This window comes from Pseudomonas sp. GW821-FHT10B02 (assembly GCF_059415665.1).
Genome location: NZ_JBWKNR010000011.1, coordinates 77,809 through 95,525, shown reverse-complemented (window position 1 = coordinate 95,525; position 17,717 = coordinate 77,809). Strand labels below are relative to the sequence as shown.

The following is a 17,717-nucleotide window of genomic DNA, read 5'->3' as shown; positions in this document are numbered from 1 at the left end:
CCGATCCAACCAGGAGGTTCGCATGACCAGCAAGGCTATTTATGTCCAGGCGGGCGGTGGTTACGACAAGGTTCAAGTCGGTACCTGCGAGGCGGCCGCACCCAAGTCTGGCGAGATCAGCGTTCGTCTGCACGCCAACTCGCTCAACTATCACGATTTTGCCGTGGTCAGCGGCATGTGGGGACCGACCGAGTCGCGCATCCCCATGGCTGACGGTGCCGGTGTGGTCACGGCAGTGGGTAGCGGCGTGACGGAATTTGCAGTGGGCGATGCCGTGGTCAGCACCTTCTTCCCCGACTGGCTCGACGGCCAGGCGCTGGTGGAAGGCTTTGCCACGGTGCCAGGAGACGGTATCGATGGCTATGCCCGCGAACAGGTCACCGCGCGTGCTACCTCGTTTACCCATGCCCCCAAAGGCTACAGCCATGCCGAGGCGGCGACCCTCACCACCGCAGGGCTTACCGCCTGGCGCGCGCTGATGGCCGACGACTCACTCAAACCGGGCGATACCGTGCTGGTGCAGGGCACTGGCGGTGTTTCGATCTTCGCCCTGCAATTCGCCAAACTGGCCGGCGCCACGGTGATTGCCACCTCGTCCAGTGACGAGAAACTCGAACGCCTCAAGGCCATGGGCGCCGATCACCTGATCAACTACCGCAAGACGCCGGCCTGGGGCGAAACGGTACGCCAGCTCACGGGCAATCGTGGAGTGGATCACGTCATCGAAGTGGGCGGCCCGGCGACGCTCGAGCAATCGATGATCGCCGCGCGTATTGGCGGGCACATTTCGCTGATCGGAATTCTCACCGGGGTCGCTGGCCAGCTGCCGCTGGTGCAGGCACTGGTACGCCAGATCCGCTTGCAAGGGGTACTGGTCGGCAGCCGAGCCCAGCAGCAGGCGATGGTGCGGGCAATCGATGCCAACGGTTTGCGTCCGGTGATCGACAAAACCTTCGCTCTGGAGCAGATCGTCGATGCGTTCCGCTACCAGGAAAGCAACCAGCATTTCGGCAAGATCTGCCTGGAATTCTGATCGTACTCGCCTGCGAGGCAGCCCGACCTTGGTCGGGCTTGACCTCTGCGCTACAACGCTGAAGATCACTAACCACCTGCTTTTAAACAAATTTCCTGAAATCTCGGTTCACACTCTCACGCCTCGAATGAATGTTATTTCAAACACCTTGTGTGATATTTTGCCCGCCGCTCGAAAAATCCATGGCACAGCGCCTTCGTCCTGACGATGGGCCTGTGACGCATCGTTTCAGGTGCTTCCGGTAATAAATATAAATAGCAGTGAGTGTGATCATGAGTGTAAACCCCAACATCGCCGTGGGCGGTGCTGACGCGTCCGTTTCCGAATCATCGGGCCTGGAGGTCAAACGCCTGACCTTCGTCGAGGCCGTGGCGATGATCGTCGGCACCAACATCGGTGCCGGCGTGTTGTCGATGGCCTACGCCAGCCGTCTGGCCGGTTACATGCCGCTGCTTTTGTGGCTGGCGGTTGCCGGTGTCTTCACCACCATCTCCATGCTCTATGTCTCGGAAACGACCTTGCGTACCCGCAGCCATCATCAGTTGAGCGGTCTGGCGCAACGCTATGTCGGCTCCTTCGGTGCCTGGGCGATCTTCCTTTCGGTGGCGGTCAACAGCATCGGCGCCTTGACCGCCTACATGAGCGGCAGCGGCAAGATCCTCAGCGAGTTCTTCGGTATCAGTCCGGCGTTGGGCAGCCTGCTGTTCTTCCTGCCTGCGGCATTTGTGCTGTACCTGGGACTGAAGGCGATCGGCAAGGGTGAAAAGTTCATCAGTATCGGTATGGTCTCGATGACCCTGGTGCTGGTGATTGCGACATTGATCAACGAGCGCACCGATTTTGCCAACCTGTTCGAGGGCAGCTGGATCTACATGATCCCGGTGTTCAACATTGCCGTGTTCTGTTTTTCGGCGCAGTACGTGGTGCCGGAAATGGCCCGTGGTTTCAGCCATGCCCCCAAGCGCCTGCCTGTCGCAGTTATCACCGGGATGGTGATTACCTTCATCTTGCTGGCGATCGTGCCGATGTCGGTGATTGCCCTGAACGGCCTGGAAAACCAGACCGAAGTCGCCACCCTGGCCTGGGGCCAGGCTCTTGGGCAGTGGGCGTTCTACACCGCCAACACCTTTGCCCTGTGCGCCATGATGACGTCTTACTGGGGCCTGGGCGGCAGCTTCCTGACCAACATCTTCGACAAGTTCAAAAGCCTGGGCTCGGAAAGCAACCCCAAGAACCGTCTGTTGGTGCTTGGTATCGTCTGCGTACCGCCATTCATCCTGGCTTACAGTGGCATGGTCGGCTTCGTCAACGCCCTGTACTTCGCCGGGGTGTTCAGTGGCGTGATCCTGTCGATCATGCCGATCCTGATGCTGCGTTCGGCGCGCAAGAACGGTGACATTGTTCCCGCCTGGCAGTGTGGCTGGATCGCTCATCCGCTGATTCAGGTACTGGTGGTGATTTTGTACCTGTGCAGCATGGCCTATGCGATTGCCAGTGCACTGGGCTGGTTGCCTGGGGGCTGGTAAGGGGAATTTAAGGCAACAAAAAAGGCATCTGCGCAGAGCGTCAGATGCCTTTTTCGTTTTGCGTGTTTGGTGGAACCGGGGGGATTTCAATAGAAATCATAACTATATGTTTTTAATAAATTTTTATTTTATCTGTTAAGGAAGTGCCCCCACAAATGCCCCGCACACACAATTCCGATGAACGGTTCTTAAAGAGGTTGAATTGACGAACTGGACGCTGGGTAGCGGTCGGGTCATGTTGTTGGGTATTTTTCGCGGTAACGCACCATGGACTCATCTAGGGCGATCTGATCTGAGGTGTGGTGTGAGGCATTCAATAGTTACCTGTCACAACTGTGGCAAAGCGATGATTCCGAGAGCGACATACAGCCGTGGTTTCTGGGGCTACTTGCCTTCGTCGAATCATTGTCCTTTTTGCCTGAGCGAGAACTGGCACGGGGGAAACCCAAGTTTAGGGGCTCGGCTGTTTGCGTTGGTTGGCCTGGCATTGGGTGTTCTGGCCTGTATTCTTGTGGGAGCACTTTTGTTCAAAGTCCAGTGGTGGCTTGGTATTGAGGGGCAGTGGCCTCTATTAAGTCTTGGAACATGCGCAGTGTCGGTGGCTGCGGGATATCGTTTTTACAATTGGTTTGTTGACTGCTGACAAACGGGTTTCATCGACGATTGACAGGCAGCAACCAGCCCACCCAGTTGAGACGCTAGGTGTTGAATTGCTAGCAGAAGTTCTGGTCATGCCGAGAGTCCAGGCAAAACCCTCAAGACATTAAAAAATTGCCAACACTCTGTGTTCCAAATTCATCAGAATCGCTGAATATATCGCTACCCTCGCTAAGTCGAATAATCACTCTCGTTCTGGCTTTCTTGCATCGGAACTAACCGCCTCCATGATTGCGGTTAACTCATCTAGAAGTTCGGCGTGGCAACGGGTTAAGTAGCCCGAAATGGTTTCATTGCGCAGGAGACGGGCGAGATAACCCTTGGCAACGACCAAAAACAACATGGTCTCTCCCAGCGTGTCCTCCACGACCTTGTAATCGTGAAACAGCTTTTCCATCTCGCGTTCCATCCTCGCCAGTTCTTCGACGCTGACCTCGGTGGAGAGCTTGGATTTTTTTTCGATCAGCATGTCCGGACGTGAAGCAGCAAGCACCATGTCGGCGTAGGTCTGGGTGAAGCAATTGGCGGACATCATCAGCTCTACGGTTTCGATTTGGCGCATGGGTTTCATTTTTCTTAATGTGCGGAATACTCCTTGGCTGACCATTTTGACTTTGAGCATTTCCACCACTTCGGGCGCGATGCCATCAAGCAAGTGCTGCCGTTCATGGATGCGCTCGATGTTGATGCCCAAGACCTTGGCGATCAGGGCGGGGGAAATGCCCTCACGCACAGCCGTGAGAATCATCTTGTGTTCTTGCACGGGAGTTAAGCGGTTGATCTGCCGGTTGTATGTGAAGCTTTCATCATCGATTGACAGCAGGCACAGTGCCTCAGTAGCGCCCAGCGCTTTAAGGGCGTGCAGGCGAAGATGGCCGTCGAGCAACACGAAAGTTGCTGCCCCCTCCACATTGGTCTGTTGCCGATGCACTGCCAGCGGTTCAATGACGCCCAACTCCCGAATCGAAGTTAGGATAGTCAAGTATTTTTTGGTTTGTTCTATATCCTTGTCTACAGATCGGGTCGGAAGAATTCGGTCGAGGGGGACTGGGATGATCTGCCGTTCAAAGCCTTGTTTCACCTGGCCCATGATCACCCCTCTCCATGGATGCGGTCTGCCAGCGACTTGGGCATGTCCGCGATGTTCTCACTGCGTAGGAGCGTACAGAAATAGTCGTCAGCCAGCAGTCGGCGCATAGCAGTGACAATGATCAGTACGCGTTGCTCGTTAATATCGGCTTTTTTGAGCATGACTCGTTGGCGTCTAACTTCGGTCTGGTAAGTACTTAGAAGTTTTTGAGGCGTCGTCGGTTGCTCGGTGGTTGATCGCTTTTGACCGTAGTGTTTTCCTAAAAATCGACGTCTATCAATCAGACGTCTGACCTTAAGCAATTGCTCTCCTTTCAAGACGCCCGTTTCATAGGCTTCCACCATCGCAATCTGTACTTCGGTGTCACTCGACCTAGCCACCATTGTCGCGAGCGAGATGGGTAGCCAGCCTTTTTCGACTGCTGCGATTAGTCGCTCTTCCCCTTGACGTAAAAGCAGAAGAATGGCGTTGATGTAGGTGGGGTCCAGGCTGGTTTTCATGCTGATTTGTTTAGTGGTGTAACCGCGGTCAGACAGGATTTGAATAGAGTAGAGCAGGTCCTTGTTCGTGTGCTTACGACGGGCCAGGTTTTCGACTAGGCTGATGAGAAAACGGTCGGCTTCACCGGCACTGACGACAACACAGGGAATTTCTCTCTCGCCCAACGCACAAAAGGCTTCGTATCGACCTTGCCCACAGACCAGTTCGAAAAAACCAGCATTGTCTTGGTCGCTGCTGGGAGTGACCGTAATCGGTCGCTTCAGGCCCAAGCTCGAAATGTTTTCGACCAGTTTGGCAAATACCTGCTTGTTGCGCGCGCGGGGATTGAGGATGCGAATACGATCCAGGCTGACCATTAGAACGGTCGTCGCTTCCCCAACATGGTGTGGGCTTCGAGGTTGTTGCGGCATATTCATGCGGCTCTCCCCACAACAGTTCGACGAGAAAGTTGCGCGAGGGCTTCGAGGCTGTCGTAACGATAGATTTCCAGGCTGGAGGCGTTTGACTCACTCAGACGAATGTTGGGCTGTTGAATATCGATGGTTGGCAGGATGTAGTAATCGCGGGCGATCTCTTCCCCGGGTTCCATTCGGACGGCAACGGTGATATCAGGTGATAGGCCAAGATCGAAACGTATTTTCCAACGATTTGCTCCCGAGTCACTGCGCTGGCATCGGCACAGGACGAGGGAAATCAGTAGTTCTTCGTTGACTAGGAGCAGGTCACTGGTTGGGTCTATTGCAACTCTTCCCCCGACTTGCTGAATTTGCTCCACGGTTCGAGCCAGCAGCAGTGGATACATCAGTCGAAGCTGATGGTTGGCGGCGACGTAGTCGTAGTCCCGTGAAGGGGTGTAGCCAATGAGCGAATACGTACGCAGAAGGCTGCCAAACCGGTATTGATACGCCGTGCTGGAAGGGCAGTCGTCAGACTCGTCAATGATCATGCCGGATAAATACCCGGCTTTCTCATAGAGTTTTTTTAGCCTCTCCAGCATTTCGGAGTCGGCCATGCGGTAGCTGCGAGACAGGATAATTTCTTGGGCGGCGGCGAATATTACGTGGTCGACTAAAGAGGGAAAGACACTGTCCGCGCGTATCCAGTGCTCTGGATCATTCCGTACATGTTCTTTTTTAAGTTTGAAAGAGGACCGATTCCAAACGTTGTTGCCGATGTACTTCTCGTTGGTCAGGATCTGATGGATTCCCCCTTTGGTCCACGGCCTGGCTAAGTCATTCCGAAGCCCTTGACTATTTAGTTGTTGAGCGATCTCTTTCTCTGAGTAACCGGCTTCAACAAACTGTTGATAGATCCAATGGACGGTTGAAACCTCCACTGGTGGTCCGGGAACAAGTTTTACTCGGTCGGTTTGGATGCTTTTGTGTTCGCCAATTGCTAGTTCCGCTTTGGGGGTGCCAGCCGCGTCCACCAACTGACGCCTGAGCCCGTAGCCCGCAATTCCCCCTTGCCGATAGCCCAGCTGAATGAGGCGGGATTGTCCCGCAAAGACTTTGACAGACAGCTCTCGACTGTACTCGCCAGCCATCATGCGCTTCAGGCTTTTGACGATGTTAGAAACGGGAGAGCCATCATTGGAGAACTGCTCCGCGCAGTAGTGAACCGAGACGCCGGCCTGCCTGCAACGGACCTCGAAGCTGGCCGCCAAATCCGGATCTTGAAAGCGGCCCCAGCGGCTGACGTCGTAGACGAGAACAGTCGAAAAACCGGGTGCACCGCTCTCTACATCGCTGAACAGTTGAATTAGCGCATCACGTCCTTCTAAGCGAAGGCCACTTTTTCCGGCGTCGGTATAAATTCTGACGATTTCGAGAGAATGTGATGTTGCGTAAAGCTTGATAGTGTCGAGCTGGTTTTCAGTTGAGTACTGCTGATGTTCTGTGGACATCCGGACATAAGCAGCTGCCAATCCTGGGGCTTGGAGGGAGTTTCCTGAGTGAGCACTTTTTCGACTGCGCATACGCAATAGCTCCTGCGAGCATCCACACTGGACTTGCTCCATCGGGCGCACCCATTTTGCTTGCTACTCAGGCCAGCGGTGTGCCTTTTCAACCATAGAGGACTTAAGGAGGAAAAATGTTTCCTAAAAAGGGCAAAACTTTTCCGGATAGACAAGAGTATGCGTCGGGACTGGCGTTAGCTTTACAAAGTGAGTTGGGTTCGACGCACCAGGCTGTGAAGACATTGATGAGGTGGACGAATGCAAATGAACGTACCGCAAAAAACTGGTTAAAAGGGACTTGTGGTCCTCGCGGTGAACATCTAGCCCGTCTTGTACAGCACTCCGACGCTGCATTGGCAACTTTCCTCGATATGTCAAGGCGAAGCAGCTCTATAATACGAACAACGCTTCCATCATTGAGGAATGACCTGATGCGGGCGGTGAGTGCAATCGACAGTTGTTTGTCTGCTGTGAACGAGACTGAGTCTGATTAAAGCGGTTTCATTTTTGGTAAAAATAATTTTGGCTCATTTAGTCTTTATCAGCGATACCGGACTAACTCAAGTCTCTGCCAATTTCCGTCGATAAAATCGTTTGAAAGCGAGTTTGTATTGATAAGAGTTCAGTCATCATTTGGATTCTTACAGAATGAGGAGCTTTGGTCATGAGCAAAGAAGCACAAACGATAGTCACGCTACTGGATCAGCAATACGATCAGGTTTTGGCGCAGGCGAGAAGCCTAGTACAAACCTATGTGAGTGCGTCCGTGAAACTGTACAAAAAGACCGGGATCAGATCTGTTGTGGCTGCTGTGTCAATCAAGCAGGTGAGCCCAAATGCGTTCTCTATCTACTGGTGCAAACTAGTGCCATTGCAAGGGCAAAAAAACAAATTCGCGCCCCTGACTATTCCCAAGGGCAATGGCAAACACAAATATCCGACTTCCTCGTTCGAGTTCGTTAAATACCCTTATCGCAACCTGGTTTTGCAGGTTGAGGAGCAGCTTGCTGAGATTCGCCGCATCGCCAGTGAGAACCGCCAGCTGCGGCGGACGTTGGTGGCTTATGAAAAGAAACTGTCTAGATACCAAGCTCTCGACCGTGGCGACCTTTATTCGGGAGAGTAAAGGCCGAGTGCTAATGAGCAGTGCCAAATGGACCTGAACCGGCTTTAACGCACGGAAGCCCTGTGTATATTGGTCTGACGGGGCTTTCTTGTATCAGCAGTGAACCCCTGCGCGACATGCTGTAGCGCTTTAGAAGGATGCGGCTATTAGCTGTGTAAGGTGCTACATCTGACCGCGGCCAGCCGGCAAAGCCATACAGGCGGGGCTTGTAGGCTATATTTTCTATTAGCAGTGACGCGTGAGTCCGAGTCGGCTGGCGTACTGCGATCTGTATTAGTAGTGAAAGGCTTTACTTTCATAAAATAATCTTTGGTAGGTGTCGGCCTAGCTGGTACCCGTGTCGCGTAGCGGGTGGTGACGGTGACGCGCTACCCCTCACTGCCTCGTTGCTGTTCGAATGCAATGCGGTTCATTACGCACATGGGGATGGGGTAGCCCTGGATGTGGGTTGTGATGGCTTCGTTGCCTGCGATCACCATGATGCAGGATAGGCCTCTACGGAAGCGCAATCCTCGTCCCGAGTAATTGCGCGGGATGATCTCCCATGATTCGTCGTCGTAGTAACAACCAACGATTTCTGACCAGTGCGATTGGATGCCCGCGCCAATGATACCTACTGGGGTCAGGCAGAAAATTTCTACCTGGGTTTCCTGTCCAAGAGGTACAGCGTAAACCCGACCGTTTGGTGCAATAGGTGGGAAGTACTGCCCGTTACCGAGGTGACGAAATTCCATGGTGGTGCTCCGGGTAGATGAGGTCGCTAGACACTCTCCGGTGGCTTTCGGAAAACCCAAGAACAGACGTTGCCTGCGAGGCGGCGCACGAGTTTTAGCGTACTGGTCGAGCTAGCTCGCCACATGGCGGGCGTGCATGTCGCTGATCTAAACGCTTCGGCGCTCCGGTCACTTTCGCTATTATGCGGAAATTGACAGCCCCTACGAAGTCATCCCATGACCTCATAGGCTTGGGAAAATACTGCGTATCGCAGCGGTAGGGTGCCTTGCCGATGGATTTGGGTAAGCGCCCGCTGCCTAGGGGCAGCGGGCAGTTTGTTGCAGATATCTGGTCGTTCCGCTGAAGGCTCAATTGTCGCCGTGCTTCTTGTCCAGATACGTTGCGACCATATAGCCAATTACACCTGCGATAGTCAGCGCACTGATGACGGCAAGCACGGCATATACAAGAAACTCAAAACGATCCATGCCCTGACTCCTTTGATTCGAGATCTGCCAAGGTTAAGGGCGCCTGATCTAATCCCAAATCTGCGGTGTGATGGCTTAGCGACTGGTGCCGGCGGCTTCCTTCCGCAGGTTGGCTCGGGCACCAACATACGCATCAGTTTCCCAGATACGCAAATTCCCGAGCTCGTAGGCAATGTGATTTCGCGCCTCTAGATCCTCGACATTAGGAGCGCTCCCTCCAAGAATCGGGGCTTCATGACCGGACCACTGCTCGTAAAGCTCACATGCGAAGGCTGCTCGGCAATCACAGAAGCTCAGCCCATGAGCAAGTAAAATCTCCTCAGCAGCAGGAAATCTGTTTTGCTTCCAGAGCCGCCATGTCTGCTTTGATTGTGGATAGCGATGAACATCTTGGACGGCGGATGCAGTCTCCAAAACGGCGATCTGTTTGGACGTAGAGATGTTAATTGTCCTGCCCGTATATGGCCCTTTTTTACCGCTTTCCAGAGAAATACATTCGCCCCCCTTGGCTGCTTCTAGAGCCGCTTGTGCGTCGAAGAAAACGGCTTCACGTAGTGAGATGCCGAGGTGCCGCACTAACATCAACACCGCCGCCAGGTGCTCTGATAGGCGAGTCTGAACATCTTCCACTGCGGCTTCGAACTTCGCTTGATCAAGGCTGTGTGGGGCGGTAATCCGTGCATGCTCAGGAGAGCCAATATCAGGCATCACGACTTTCCAGGCAGCACTGGTCGCGAGTGTCATAACTGAACTCACGGTCTCAAGAAGGCCCAACGCGGTCTGCACCGAAAGATTCCCGTGGTACACCTGCGTACAGAGTTCTTCGCCGTATTGCCGCACCAGTTTTTTACTGACGAACTCAAGGATATCCACCTCATGGGACTCCTTGGCGTAAATACTAAACTGTGCCCACTGCTGGTCGTGGATCATGGCCTCGTGTTGGCTGAGGCGGCCGCGCCGGACTGCCTCCCAGAGGATCGTCGAACCGGCCTTGCTCAAGTCCCGATCAAAATGTAGATGGAAGCTCTGCTTCATGGTCACTCCTCCATTCAGCTCAGGTGCTGAGCTGCTAAAGGAAATGTTGAGCGATAGAAAGTATTCTGGGATTCGTTTTCGGTCGCTTTCAGCGCCTGAAATTGACGAGCACGCCCGTCCCGTAAACGGTCGTTTATAGCACGCCTATTCCAGATGAGCTTTTGGGCTTGGGATTTACCGCTTTCCTGTCAATTTTCCCATACCGAAATCAGTGTGAGAAAAACGTATGGGGAAGCGGATTGGGTACGCCCGAGTTTCGACTGATGATCAGAATCTCGACCTGCAGCGAGATGCACTTGCTCTGGCTGGGTGCTACGTGGTTTACGAAGAGACCATGAGCGGCAAGTCAGCGGATAGGCCGGAGCTGGAGCACTGTCTCAAGGCTTTGCGTAGTGGTGACACTCTGGTCGTATGGCGGCTGGATCGTCTCGGCCGCTCTCTGCCTGACCTGGTTGGGATCGTCAGTCGCTTGGAACAGGAGGGCGCGGCCTTCGAGTCCATCAACGAACGAATCGAAACTACCAGCGCTGCCGGCAAGCTCATATTTCATGTTTTCGCTGCGCTGGCAGAGTTCGAGCGCAACCTCATTCGTGAGCGAACTCGCGCAGGACTGGCTGCGGCTCGGGCTCGTGGTCGGAAGGGGGGACGCAAGCCTGCGCTGGATGATCGTCAGGTACGCGAGATACGGACTCTTCTCAGACATCCTGAGATACAGGTAACCGATGTTGCCCGACGGTATGGCGTTTCTCGAACAACCCTATACCGCTACGTCGGTTCGCCGAAATCAAATGTGGCCTGGGAAGTGTGATCAGTCGTACAGACTCTCTCGTTAGTCGAAGGCGTTCATTATAACGAAGGTGCTCAACATGAGTATTGAGCACCTTCGATGGGTGTTGAGCACCTTCAGGGGGAGGCGGGCAGAGCCCATACCCATCCGCCCTGCATACCTGTCTTGTGTGAGCGAATACCCAGCTGTTTCTGGGCTCTACGAACAGACGCCCAAGAGATGCAAGACTCCTCAGCTAAAGACTGCAACGTAGTGATTGCAACGGGCCCTGCTTGCAGTGCTGCGTCAAGAAAAATGCAAGCTTCTTGAGTCGCCGATGCTGGTATTGTGCCCCCCGGTTGCTCGACAGCAGCCAGGATGGCTTCAGCGCTTCCTTCGATGGCGGCTCCCCATCGGATGCAGGTTGTCTCCAGCTGCTCGTCTATAACGATGGGCTCAACGAAATACTCGATACCTCCGCTATCAATCGAAACGTTGGATTTTGCTCGGACAAGCACCCTTGCTTCTGAATTCTGACATTTCTCTGCCACTAGTACAGTCCGAGCGAGTGCGGAGAATGCCTGGCTGCCTATTACACGATTAGCTGCGGAGGACTGGGACGCACCTTTGCTCAGGTGAGATATGCCTAGGACAGCGCAACAATGTCGCTCTGCGAAATCCACTACCATTTGTAGCCCCTGTCGAACTTCGTTTGCTCGGTGCATGTCCCCACGAATGAGATTGATCAGTGGGTCGAAAATAAGCAATGCGACGCCGTCAATCCGTACGGTTGCCTCATTCAAAAGGGCAAAGTTGGCTGCAGGATCAAACTGTCGCCTGTTTCCACACTGATCCCTGAGCCCTTCGATGATGTGCACGCGGGTTAGGTCTGCATCTGCAGCCGTAAGGCGAGGAATGATCGTGTCAGCTATACCATCCTCGCCGCTCCAGATTACGACGTTGCCAGCAGTCTCACCTTTGCTGCCGTCTGGCCAGTCACTACCCCTACTGAGCGTGGCGGCGAGCGAGATTGCCAGCGTAGTTTTACCGCACCCACCAGCGCCGGCAAGAATTGATAGCTTTGCCCTTGGTAACCAGCCTGGCCATATCCACTGGATTTTTTCCGCTGGAATGTCGACCGCTGCTGTGAGTTCTACCGCCCAGCCTGATTGTTTAGGCGTTTGGCGCTGCATTACAGCGCCTCCCTTTGCCGAATCCAAGCCTGGATTTCACTGTTACGCCAGCCGACGCTGGAGCCGCACAAAAGGCGTTGGCGCGGGAAATGGCCCTCCGATATTTTGCGATAGATTGTTGAGCGTTTTAGGCCGACGATTGCCTCGACATCGCGTAAACGAAGAATTTTGTCATCGTCGCCGAAGTCGTCAAAGTTGCTAACGTGCATTGCCATAGGTTTTGAGTCCTAGGTCCTGAAGCGTGGGGCAGCGTCCTCCGGCACTACTGCTAAAAAGGGTAAAAGACGGATATCGGCTGGCCATATAGCGAGCACGGGCATTTGCCGCACGCATAGGTATGTGCGCGTTTCCGAGATTAATGTTCGGTAGCGTCGGAGGTCGTTGTGGGCTACAGAAGTTCTAGGGTCCTAAGGCTTCTAGTGGCAGTACGGGCTGAGAGTGTACTGGCCAGATACGCAAATCAACTAATGGCAGCTGATGCGGCCCGTTCAGCGGATGCGAACGAGGCGAAAGTTTTTAACGTCGTTACCAGGGCGACGTGGCGGACCGTTGTGGATCGATAAGGATCGCTTGGGACGGAGACTGTTTAACATGAGAGTGCCAGGCTGGCAATCAGCAGGTGCTCCGCCTTGGTTGGGAAAGGGTGACCCAACCAGGGCAGTAGTTGACTGAGTGCTCAGCGTTTGATCGGACTCAACTAGTCATCTGTAGCGATATCGAGTTTGGGCAGCGCCTTGACGATTTTCTGAGTTTCTAAGCTCACGGTGACCACGCGCTGGAACAGCTCCAGTGGGTACTTGGGGTTGCCCATGGTTTCCACGGCCCAGTCGTTGGCGTCGTTGACGATGCCGCTGGCTTTGTCGGTGCGCACGGCTTGGCGCTCCATAACCCAGTCCAGTGCGGCCTTGCCGTTTACCACGTAGTCCCAGGCCGCTTCGGGAATGCCTTTCAGGGTAATGCGGTGGTTGTAGATCACAGTGCTCTTGTCGCCCTTCTTGGCGAACTTTATCTTCTCTACGCGGTAATCGGCATTGGTGAGCGGGCCCTTGGTTTCGATGGTCAGAGGGTACAGCTCGACAGTTTCGTAGTTAAGGTGAAGGTCGGCCAAGGCGCGGCCGGCTTTGCTGAAGGCCCAGAAGTCGGCGGCTTTCTTCACTGCCGGAATGCGCGGCAGTTCCTTGCTCAGGTTGTCGGCATAGCGCTCTCGGTAATCGGGTGAATGGAGGATGCCGTAGACGTAGTAGAACAGGTCTTCTTTGCTAATCGACTCGCCTGGGTAAGCCGACTGGAAGTGAGCCAGACCAGCGTCAGAGATGGCATCTCGGCGGCGCAAGCCGCTCTCAACCGGCTCTGAAAAAAGTTCGTGTTCTGAGGCTTGAGCTGATTCGTCGTAGAGGTAGAGAGGAAAGCACTGCACCTTTGCAGGCCCCTGAAGATCAGGGACACAGTCACTAATAAAACAGCAAAACGCCATTGAAGCGCTGACACCAGTTGTCCAAATAACCCTATTTTCCACGGAGGCATCAGGGTATATGTGTGGCATTTGATAAGGGCGATGATTAAACATCCTATCGTAATAGATCCAAGACTTAGTGAATGGTCTATACAACGAAACCATGATTTTTGATTGGTCAAAAACACCCTTCTTTAACCTAACAAGATCTGCAACTAAGCTGCTTGACCAGCTAATTTGAGTAGCATCCAGGCTGATAAAATTATCAACTAGGTCTTCGCGTGTTTTTCTGTCCTTATCGCCATGCTCTTGCTGGAAACGTGATAGTTCGGCGTTATAGACAGAAATCATGCTTTCCATGTTTTTCACCAAACAGAGCTTTGACTGGTTGTAACACCACGCATCTCTGTTTGTTTGCACTCCATTTGAATAGTTCTCGAACTGCGTCAATGTCCGTTTATTGCCCTTGTCGCCCAATACCATAAACTGATTGAAACTGTCATCGCGCTGCTTGAGCCAGTCGCCGTGCTCATCCGGGGTAATGCTTTGCCAGTTTTCGATGCCGACCACGCTGGCGAACTGTTCGATTTTTTCCAGCTTTTCTTCGCGGCTTAGGTAGTCGCCAATGTCATGGAAATAAATCTGCCCGTGCGCCTGCGCGTCGGGATTTTTGACCAGCAGCGAAATTGCAATAGGGGCGCGGCTGCCACTTCCAAAGATCTTGCCTCCTTCCTTGCGCGAGGTTTCACCACTGGTGCGCTGGTTGCCGCGTAGATGGAACACATACAGGCTGGAGAATTCATCGGCCAGACACTTGCGCAAGCCATCGGCGGTATTGGCCTCAACAAAGCCGGCGTTGGTGACAAAGCCGATGATGCCGGCATTGCCAATACGATCACTGGCCCAGCGGATGGCGCGAATGTAGCTGTCGTACAGGGCGTTTTTGTTGGTGGCATCTGAACGAACAACATAGGTAGTGCGAATTCGCTCGTCCAGCGTTGGGTATCCAACGTTGGCGTTGTTGTCATTAGCGCTAGTCTGTCCCGCCGAATACGGCGGATTACCCACAATCACCCGAATGTCCAACGCCTTCTGCCGCTTACGCCGGGCGCTGTTGTCTTCCAGCAGCGCGTCTACCAGGTCGTCCTTCTCATACATTTGGAAGGTATCGGTCAGGCAGATCCCTTCAAACGGGGTGTATTCGTCGATCACTTCGCCGTGGTAGGCCGCTTCGATATTGATGGCAGCGATGTAGTAGGCCAGTAGTACCAGCTCGTTAGCGTGGATCTCGTGCCGGTATTTGTGTGGCAACTCTTCCGGCTTGATCAGGCCTGACTGAATCAGGCGGGTGATAAAGGTGCCGGTGCCAGTAAAGGGGTCAATGATGTGAACACCCTTGCTGCCCAGGGTTTGGCCGAACTCCTTTTGTAGCAGGTGGTTGACGCTGTGGAGGATGAAGTCCACCACCTCGACCGGGGTGTAAACGATGCCCAAACGTTCGGTCATCTTGGGGAAGGCATTGCGGAAGAACTTGTCGTACAGCTCGACGATGATCTTCTGCTTGCCCTGGGCGTTGTCGATGCCGGCCGCGCGTTGCCGCACGCTGGCGTAGAACTTTTCCAGGGTATCGGCTTCCTTGGCCAGATGATGTTCATGAAGCGCGTCCAGTACGCCTTGCATGGCCTTGGACATAGGGTTGTGGCTGGCAAAGCTGTATTCATCGAACAGCGCATCGAACACTGGCTTGGTTACCAGATGCTGGGCAAGCATTTCGACGATCTCGCCATCGCTGATGCTGTCGTTGAGATCATCGCGAAGCTCAGCGGCGAAGGCCTCGAAAGTCGCTCTCTCCTTGGTGTATTCAGGGTTCTCCAAAATGCCCTGGATGCGGTCGATGTGGGTATGGGCGATTTTGGCGATGTCGTTGGCCCAGTCTTCCCAGTGGTGGCGGTTGCCGCACTTGTCGACGATTTTGGCGTAGATGGCCTTCTCGATTTCACCCACCTCGTAGGTCAGCTCGGCCTGCTGGGTCATCTGGCCTTCGGCTTCGTACTTAGTGCGTTTCTCACCAATGCCGTACTGGCCTTTGCCGGCCTGGCCGTTGCTGGTGCCGCTAGCTTTCCTAGCTTTTTTCTCGGCCTTGTCGGTGATGGCGATGACTTCCATCTTGCGCGGGTCAGAGCCGATCAGGTCGAGCTTGTTGACCATGGCATCGAAGCTGTCGTCGTGCGAACGCAGTGCCTGAAGCACCTGCCAGACCACCTTGTAGGTCTGGTTGTCGTTCAGCGCTTCGTGGGGCTCCATGCCGGCAGGAATCACCACCGGCAGCACCACGTAACCACGCTTTTTGCCCGGTGCATTGCGCATCACTCGGCCCACCGATTGCACCACGTCCACCTGGGAATTACGCGGGGTGAGGAAGAGCACGGCGTCCAGCGCTGGCACATCCACGCCTTCGGACAGGCAGCGTACGTTGCTGAGGATGCGGCAGGTATTGGCTGGCGGTTCTTCCTTCAGCCAGTTGAGCTTGGCTTCCTTGGCACTGGCATTCATACCGCCATCGACGTGCTCGGCCTCGCAGATCAGTCGTGAGGCCTCTTCGATTTCCTCAGACTCTTGGTAAGCCTCCACCACCGACTGGAACATGCTGGCGATGTTGATAGAGCTGACCTTGTGTTTGGTGCCCTTGTAGTTGGGCGAGATAACCTGGCAGAAAGCCACGGCACGCTTCATCGGCTCGTCATCACCTATAAGCTGCTCATGAAGGCCCTGCTTGGCCAACGCCTTCCAGCAGCCTACGATCTTGGCCGCGTCATCCACCTTGAGCTGGTTGTTCTCGTCCTTCAGCATGTCCTGAAGGCGGCGGCTGATGGTGCTCTCCTCGACGGTGAGTACCAGCACCTTGTAATCGGTGAGCAGGCCGCGCTGAACGGCCTCGGAGAAGTTGATGACGAACAGTTCCTTGCCGTATAGCGCGTCGTCATCCATCGAGCAAAGTGTGACTTCGCCGGACTCAGCCTTGATCTTCGCGTTGTCACCGTAGATGCGCGGCGTGGCGGTCATGTACAGACGCTTGGTGGCGCGGATGTAGTCGGCATCGTGAACGCGCACGAAGTTGCTTTCGTCGTCATCGCCAAAGGTGGCTCCCGTGGTGCGGTGCGCTTCGTCGCAGATCACCAGATCGAAAGCGGGCAGGCCATGATCTGCCTGGGCACGGCTGATCACGTCGATGGAGTGATAGGTGGAGAACACCACGCTCATGTGGTCGGCATCGTGGCGCTTGAGCATTTCCGCCGCGAGGCGATCTGCCTTGGTAGTGGCCGGGTAACGTAGCTCGTGGGTGAATACCTGAACCGCGTCATCCTCGGCTTTGCGCTTCTTGCCTACGTCGCTGTCGGAGCAGACGGCAAAGCTGTGGAGCGGGGTTGCACTTTCCTGTGTCCACTCGGTGAGGGTCTGCGATAGCAGCGACAGGCTGGGCACTAGGAACAGTACACGCTTGCCCTTGCCGGCCTGCTGCTCGGCAATTTTCAGGCTAGTGAAGGTCTTGCCTGTGCCGCAAGCCATGATCAGCTTGCCACGCTCGGCATCCTTGAGGCCGGCGGCCACGGCGTTCAGTGCGGTCTGCTGATGATCGCGCAGCTGCTTGCGCGTCTTGAGCACCACCGACTGGTTGGGCCGGTATTTGGCCCAGTCAATCTGGCTGTCTTCCAGAGCTTGTAGATCTATCTTGCTGACCGGCGGCTGCTGGCCTTGCAATGCATCTTCGGCGTGCTCGCTCCAGTTGTTGGTGGTGGCAACGATGATGCGGTGCGAGAACGGCGCCTTGCCCGAGGCAGTGAAGAAGCTGTCTATGTCCTTCTTCTGGACTTTGTAGTCCTCGGCGTACAGCTTGCACTGGATGGCGTGGTACTCGCCGGTGCCCTGGGTGCGAGCCACTAAATCAATGCCCGCATCCTTGCCACTGAGGCTTTGTTCCTTCGCCCATTCCGCATACGTCCATACTTTGTCGTACAGGTCGCGGTAGGTGGCTTCATTACGGAGGTAAGTGCAAATCAGCTCTTCGAAGTAAGTACCTTTTTCGCGTTCGGTGACAGAAGCGCTGCGGTAGGTATTCAGCAAAGCTGATAAGGCTGACATCGGTAGGAATTCCTTTTGGTCTGCGTCTGGCGCAT

General features: G+C 54.5%; 12 protein-coding genes. 4 read left to right on the top strand and 8 right to left on the bottom strand.

Going from position 1 to position 17,717, the window contains the following annotated elements; all coding sequences use genetic code 11:
• Positions 1–22 precede the first annotated feature (22 nt).
• Positions 23–1,033: a zinc-dependent alcohol dehydrogenase family protein gene (locus AC07OF_RS17280; RefSeq protein ID WP_157191072.1), complete on the top strand. Its 1,011-nt coding sequence runs from the start codon at positions 23–25 to the stop codon at positions 1,031–1,033.
• Positions 1,034–1,305: 272 nt separating this feature from the next.
• The gene (locus AC07OF_RS17275; protein WP_157191073.1) at positions 1,306–2,559 is read left to right on the top strand and encodes an aromatic amino acid transport family protein; all 1,254 of its coding nucleotides are present in this window, start codon (positions 1,306–1,308) and stop codon (positions 2,557–2,559) included.
• A gap of 841 nt (positions 2,560–3,400) precedes the next feature.
• On the opposite strand, the gene AC07OF_RS17270 is transcribed toward AC07OF_RS17275, so the two are convergent.
• Genes AC07OF_RS17270 through AC07OF_RS17260 form a run of 3 tightly spaced genes read right to left on the bottom strand, consistent with a single transcriptional unit; the run spans position 3,401 to position 6,785 of the window.
• On the bottom strand, positions 3,401–4,306 hold the full coding sequence (locus tag AC07OF_RS17270; RefSeq protein ID WP_495073276.1) for a plasmid partitioning protein RepB C-terminal domain-containing protein: 906 nt from the start codon (positions 4,304–4,306) through the stop codon (positions 3,401–3,403).
• A 2-nt stretch (positions 4,307–4,308) separates the two neighbouring features.
• Positions 4,309–5,223, bottom strand: a complete 915-nt coding sequence (locus tag AC07OF_RS17265) for a plasmid partitioning protein RepB C-terminal domain-containing protein (RefSeq protein ID WP_495073275.1) — start codon at positions 5,221–5,223, stop codon at positions 4,309–4,311.
• The gene (locus AC07OF_RS17260; RefSeq protein ID WP_495073274.1) at positions 5,220–6,785 is read right to left on the bottom strand and encodes a recombinase family protein; all 1,566 of its coding nucleotides are present in this window, start codon (positions 6,783–6,785) and stop codon (positions 5,220–5,222) included. Before AC07OF_RS17260 ends, AC07OF_RS17265 begins: the two co-directional genes overlap by 4 nt.
• 646 nt (positions 6,786–7,431) lie before the next feature.
• On the opposite strand from AC07OF_RS17260, the gene mobI reads away from it, so the two are divergent.
• On the top strand, positions 7,432–7,893 hold the full coding sequence (mobI, locus tag AC07OF_RS17255) for a conjugative transfer protein MobI(A/C) (RefSeq protein ID WP_495073273.1): 462 nt from the start codon (positions 7,432–7,434) through the stop codon (positions 7,891–7,893).
• A 368-nt stretch (positions 7,894–8,261) separates the two neighbouring features.
• Here the strand turns inward: mobI and AC07OF_RS17250 are convergent, their stop codons facing one another.
• The gene (locus AC07OF_RS17250; RefSeq protein WP_495073272.1) at positions 8,262–8,627 is read right to left on the bottom strand and encodes a hypothetical protein; all 366 of its coding nucleotides are present in this window, start codon (positions 8,625–8,627) and stop codon (positions 8,262–8,264) included.
• 543 nt (positions 8,628–9,170) lie between these two features.
• Positions 9,171–10,130 (bottom strand): site-specific integrase, encoded by a 960-nt coding sequence (locus tag AC07OF_RS17245; RefSeq protein ID WP_495073271.1) that lies wholly within the window; start codon positions 10,128–10,130, stop codon positions 9,171–9,173.
• A 226-nt stretch (positions 10,131–10,356) separates the two neighbouring features.
• Here AC07OF_RS17245 and AC07OF_RS17240 point away from each other — a divergent pair, with 226 nt between their 5' ends.
• Entirely contained in the window at positions 10,357–10,938 is a 582-nt protein-coding gene (locus AC07OF_RS17240) for a recombinase family protein (protein WP_495073270.1), read from the top strand.
• Between the two features lie 95 nt (positions 10,939–11,033).
• Here AC07OF_RS17240 and AC07OF_RS17235 read toward each other — a convergent pair whose 3' ends face one another.
• The 3 genes from AC07OF_RS17235 to AC07OF_RS17225 all read right to left on the bottom strand — a co-directional run bounded on the left by AC07OF_RS17235 (position 11,034) and on the right by AC07OF_RS17225 (position 17,682).
• The gene (locus AC07OF_RS17235) at positions 11,034–12,089 is read right to left on the bottom strand and encodes an AAA family ATPase (protein WP_495073269.1); all 1,056 of its coding nucleotides are present in this window, start codon (positions 12,087–12,089) and stop codon (positions 11,034–11,036) included.
• Positions 12,089–12,304 (bottom strand): helix-turn-helix transcriptional regulator, encoded by a 216-nt coding sequence (locus tag AC07OF_RS17230; RefSeq protein ID WP_495073268.1) that lies wholly within the window; start codon positions 12,302–12,304, stop codon positions 12,089–12,091. Before AC07OF_RS17230 ends, AC07OF_RS17235 begins: the two co-directional genes overlap by 1 nt.
• A 482-nt stretch (positions 12,305–12,786) precedes the next feature.
• The gene (locus tag AC07OF_RS17225) at positions 12,787–17,682 is read right to left on the bottom strand and encodes a DEAD/DEAH box helicase (protein WP_495073267.1); all 4,896 of its coding nucleotides are present in this window, start codon (positions 17,680–17,682) and stop codon (positions 12,787–12,789) included.
• Positions 17,683–17,717: the final 35 nt, after the last annotated feature.

Excerpts from the sequence above, each read along its gene's own strand:
- AC07OF_RS17280 (WP_157191072.1), top strand. The coding sequence starts at position 23 with ATGACCAGCAAGGCTATTTATGTCCAGGCGGGCGGTGGTTACGACAAG.
- AC07OF_RS17275 (WP_157191073.1), top strand. The coding sequence starts at position 1,306 with ATGAGTGTAAACCCCAACATCGCCGTGGGCGGTGCTGACGCGTCCGTT.
- AC07OF_RS17270 (WP_495073276.1), bottom strand. The coding sequence starts at position 4,306 with ATGGGCCAGGTGAAACAAGGCTTTGAACGGCAGATCATCCCAGTCCCC.
- AC07OF_RS17265 (WP_495073275.1), bottom strand. The coding sequence starts at position 5,223 with ATGAATATGCCGCAACAACCTCGAAGCCCACACCATGTTGGGGAAGCG.
- AC07OF_RS17260 (WP_495073274.1), bottom strand. The coding sequence starts at position 6,785 with ATGCGCAGTCGAAAAAGTGCTCACTCAGGAAACTCCCTCCAAGCCCCA.
- mobI (WP_495073273.1), top strand. The coding sequence starts at position 7,432 with ATGAGCAAAGAAGCACAAACGATAGTCACGCTACTGGATCAGCAATAC.
- AC07OF_RS17250 (WP_495073272.1), bottom strand. The coding sequence starts at position 8,627 with ATGGAATTTCGTCACCTCGGTAACGGGCAGTACTTCCCACCTATTGCA.
- AC07OF_RS17245 (WP_495073271.1), bottom strand. The coding sequence starts at position 10,130 with ATGAAGCAGAGCTTCCATCTACATTTTGATCGGGACTTGAGCAAGGCC.
- AC07OF_RS17240 (WP_495073270.1), top strand. The coding sequence starts at position 10,357 with ATGGGGAAGCGGATTGGGTACGCCCGAGTTTCGACTGATGATCAGAAT.
- AC07OF_RS17235 (WP_495073269.1), bottom strand. The coding sequence starts at position 12,089 with ATGCAGCGCCAAACGCCTAAACAATCAGGCTGGGCGGTAGAACTCACA.
- AC07OF_RS17230 (WP_495073268.1), bottom strand. The coding sequence starts at position 12,304 with ATGGCAATGCACGTTAGCAACTTTGACGACTTCGGCGACGATGACAAA.
- AC07OF_RS17225 (WP_495073267.1), bottom strand. The coding sequence starts at position 17,682 with ATGTCAGCCTTATCAGCTTTGCTGAATACCTACCGCAGCGCTTCTGTC.